The 3,848-nt window shown below is 34.4% G+C and carries 5 protein-coding genes; all 5 read left to right on the top strand.

Annotation, left to right across the window (positions count from 1 at the left end; translation table 11 throughout):
• Positions 1–311, top strand: a 311-nt coding sequence (flgB, locus tag RMR19_RS06565) for a flagellar basal body rod protein FlgB (RefSeq protein WP_310602701.1), incomplete at its 5' end; no start/stop codon positions are given.
• Positions 312–363: 52 nt separating this feature from the next.
• Positions 364–798, top strand: coding sequence for a flagellar basal body rod protein FlgC (flgC, locus tag RMR19_RS06570; RefSeq protein WP_310602702.1), 435 nt, complete (start codon positions 364–366; stop codon positions 796–798).
• A gap of 18 nt (positions 799–816) precedes the next feature.
• Complete coding sequence (gene fliE, locus RMR19_RS06575; protein WP_310602703.1) at positions 817–1,125, top strand: flagellar hook-basal body complex protein FliE; 309 nt, start codon at positions 817–819, stop codon at positions 1,123–1,125.
• A 70-nt stretch (positions 1,126–1,195) separates the two neighbouring features.
• Positions 1,196–2,794: a flagellar basal-body MS-ring/collar protein FliF gene (gene fliF / locus RMR19_RS06580; RefSeq protein ID WP_310602704.1), complete on the top strand. Its 1,599-nt coding sequence runs from the start codon at positions 1,196–1,198 to the stop codon at positions 2,792–2,794.
• 6 nt (positions 2,795–2,800) lie between these two features.
• A complete protein-coding gene (fliG, locus tag RMR19_RS06585; RefSeq protein WP_310602705.1) occupies positions 2,801–3,811 on the top strand; it encodes a flagellar motor switch protein FliG in 1,011 nt (336 codons plus the stop codon).
• Positions 3,812–3,848 lie beyond the last annotated feature (37 nt).

The following is a 3,848-nucleotide window of genomic DNA, read 5'->3' on the forward strand; positions in this document are numbered from 1 at the left end:
TTATAGCAAATAATATTGCGAATGTAGATACTCCAAATTATAAGAGACAAGATGTTAAATTTGAATCGTTATTGGCTGCGCAGGTGTCTGGCGGTGGAACATTGGATTCTAAAGTTGCAAGCATGGATTTAGCGAGTCTTAATGGGCAAGTATATACAGACAATGCAAACTTGAGCTATCGTTTAGATGGTAATAATGTGGATATATCAACAGAGAATTCATATTATGCGCAAAGTCAATTAAAGTACAATACGCTTATAGAATATATGAATCGTGGATTTAGTGCGATAAAGATAGCGATGGGTAAATAATTTAATTAATTTAAAAAATAGATAAATTAAGAAAAAAGGATGGAGGATTAGAATGTCGTTATTTAATGCAATGAACGTAAGTGCAACAGGTATGACTGCACAACAATTGAGAACAGACATTATTTCGCAAAATATTGCAAATGTTAATACAACTCGTGGTGCAGATGGAAAGCCTTATGTTAGAAAAACTGTAGTTTTTGCAGAAAAAGATACAAGAAGCTTTAGCGGAGTTCTTGAAAACGCATTGGCTTCAAGCAATGGAGTAAAAGTTACAAAGATCGTTGAGGATAAAGAAACGCCAATGAAGAAAGTGTATGACCCCTCACATCCAGATGCTGATGTAGATGGTTATGTAAGCTATCCTAATATTGATACCGTAACAGAGATGACAAACTTGATTGATGCGAGTCGTTCGTATGAAGCGAATATTACATGCTTTAATGGTGCGAAAGCAATGGAATCAAAAGCATTGGAAATCGGTAAATAATAATAGGAGGTATATAACATGAACATAGAATCAATAAAGAGTATATCTAGTGTTTTAAATACTACATATAGTGGTGCAGTCACAAAAACAAATAATAACACAGGCTTTGAAAGTTTGTTTCAATCTGCTTTGAATATGATTAATGAAACGGATTCCTTATCAAATAAAGCAGAAGAAGAGATGATTAACTATTCTTTGGGTTATTCTGATAGTGCGCTAGATGTAATGGTAGCGCAGACAAAAGCAAATACTTCCTTACAATATACGGTAGCAGTAAGAGATAAAGTATTAGAAGCATATAAAGAAATTATGAATATGCAATTTTAATTAGAAATGAAATAACCCCAAAGTACTTAGTGAGAGTTGATTAGGTGAGGGTGATTAGAGGAGCGTTACAATGGTAGAAAGATTAAAGAAAATACCTGCCACGTTGCTTGAGACGTGGAACAAATTTACAAGCAAACAAAAGACGCTAATAATAAGCGTTGTTTTGGCTGTATTTTTGACAATTGTTATACTAGCTTATATGCTTTCTCGCACAACGTGGAAGGAACTAACAACTTGTGAAAATACAAAACAAGCGAATGAAGTTGTGTCAATTCTTGATACAGATGGAATACCAAATAAAGTATCTTCAGATGGATTGATAGTATATGTCGATGAAAAAAGGTATACAGATGCACTTTTAAAACTTGGTTCGGAAGATATTATGACAACAGGTATGACAACAGACGATTTGTTTAATACAAGTATTACAACAACACAGAGTGAGAGAGATTTGAAAGCAGTAATTTATCTTCAAGATGATATTGCACGAACAATCCGCACGAATATGGTGGGTGTTAAAGATGCTGTTGTATATATTGGTGATAATTCTAGTTCGTATACAATTTTTGAAGATCAAAAAGAAAGACCAGCAAGTGTATTGTTAACAATTAACGATGATTTTAATTCGAGTTCAGCAGAAGCAATTGCAATGATGGTTGCATCAGCGATTGGAAATCAATCAACAGAGAAAATTAAAGTTACAGATCAAAGTGGTAATGTGCTATACAACGGAACGAGTGATTTGTATTCTGTAGGAAATTTTAAAACAAATCTTGAGTATAAAGAAAAGTTAAATGCAACTATTTCTAATACGATTTATATGATGATGTTGAAATTAGGATACGATGATGCTGAAATTGGTTTGAACTTAAAACTTGATATGGATGTTGTAGAAGAGTTGCAAAACGAATACACACCTGCAGATGGACAAGAGCAAGGTGTGCTTAAATCAGGTTATAATTATGAATCAACAGGGACGAATGCTTCTGGTGGTACTCCAGGGACAGATTCGAATGATGGAACGGATTATCTAACAGAGGATTCAAGTAGTTCGAATTCATCGGTTAAGACGTCAACAAATCAATATCTTCCAAATGAGAGATCAACGAATACAAAAAAAGAAGTAGGTGCAATTGTACCAGAAGATTCATCAATTGCAATTATACTTACAAAATATGTTGTATATAAAGAAGAAGAACTTGAAAAACAAGGTGTTCTTGGAGATATGTCGTTTGAAGAATATGCAAAAGCAAACAATACAAGAACAAAATTAGAAATTGATGAAGATACAATTACAACAGTTGCGAATACTACAGGTATTTCTTCAAAAGCAATAAATATTCAAGCGTTTGAAGTTCCAATATTCCAAGCAGCAGAACAAGCTACAACAAGTGCTGCAAATTATCTTGCAATTATCTTTTTCGTGTTAATTGTTGCATTGTTGTTGTTTGTTGTCTTTAAGGGAACTGCTCCTGTTGAAGTTACAGAACAAGAACCAGAACTTTCTGTTGAGCAATTATTGGCAACAACGAAAGAAAATCAGACTCTTGAAGATATTGAATTTAGTGAGAAGTCTGAGACTAGAAAGATGATAGAAAAATTCGTCGATGAGAATCCAGAAGCAGTTGCACAATTGCTTAGAAACTGGCTCAACGATGATTGGGGGTGATCGTGTATGGCAAAAGAGAATGATATTTCAGGAGTTCAGAAAGCTGCAATTTTGCTGATTGCATTAGGACCAGAAAAATCGGCTAATATATTCAAGCATTTGAAAGAAGATGAGATAGAGCAGCTTACACTTGAGATTGCTAATACACGAAGTGTTTCACAAAGTGTGAAAGATGAAGTTTTAGACGAATTCTATGAAGTGTGTCTTGCGCAACAATATATCGCAGAGGGCGGTATTGGTTATGCGAAAGAGCTTCTTGAAAAAGCACTTGGTGCAGACAAAGCACGTGATGTTATTGGTAAGCTTACAGCAAGTTTACAAGTGCGTCCATTCGAATTTATTCGAAAGACAGATGCAAGTCAGTTGTTAAACTTTATCCAAGACGAACATCCTCAAACAATTGCGTTAATCTTGTCGTATCTTTCTTCTTCTCAGTCAGCGTCGATTATATCTTCGCTTGCTCCGGATAAACAGGCAGATGTTGCAAAACGTATTGCGCAAATGGATCGTACATCACCAGACGTAATAAAAGAGGTGGAAAAAGTATTGGAAAGAAAACTATCTTCACTAGTAAATCAAGACTACACAATTGTTGGTGGTGTAGATTCTATCGTAGAAATCTTGAATACTGTTGACCGTGGTACGGAAAGACATATCATGGAAACTCTTGAGGTTGAAGAGCCAGAACTTGCTGATGAAATCAGAAGAAAAATGTTCGTATTCGAAGATATTCTTTCACTTGATGATAAATCTATTCAGAGAGTACTTAGAGAAGTTGATAATAACGAACTTGCTGTTGCGCTTAAAGGTTCTAATGAAGAAGTTCAAACGGTTATCTTTAATAACTTATCAAAACGTTTATCAGCAATGATAAAAGAAGATATGGACTTTATGGGACCTATTCGTTTGAAAGATGTTGAAGAAGCACAACAGAAGATTGTTAATATTATACGTAAATTAGAGGACGCTGGTGAGATTATTATCTCAAGAGGCGGAGGTGACGAGATCGTTGTCTAGTAACTTAATTAAATATAATTATGTAAAATATGATAAA

This window comes from Anaerosporobacter sp. (assembly GCF_031551385.1).
GTDB lineage: Bacteria > Bacillota > Clostridia > Lachnospirales > Lachnospiraceae > Anaerosporobacter.

What these genes read in the sequence shown, in the direction of transcription:
- flgC (WP_310602702.1), top strand. Translation starts at nt 364, where the DNA reads ATGTCGTTATTTAATGCAATGAACGTAAGTGCAACAGGTATGACTGCA.
- fliE (WP_310602703.1), top strand. Translation starts at nt 817, where the DNA reads ATGAACATAGAATCAATAAAGAGTATATCTAGTGTTTTAAATACTACA.
- fliF (WP_310602704.1), top strand. Translation starts at nt 1,196, where the DNA reads ATGGTAGAAAGATTAAAGAAAATACCTGCCACGTTGCTTGAGACGTGG.
- fliG (WP_310602705.1), top strand. Translation starts at nt 2,801, where the DNA reads ATGGCAAAAGAGAATGATATTTCAGGAGTTCAGAAAGCTGCAATTTTG.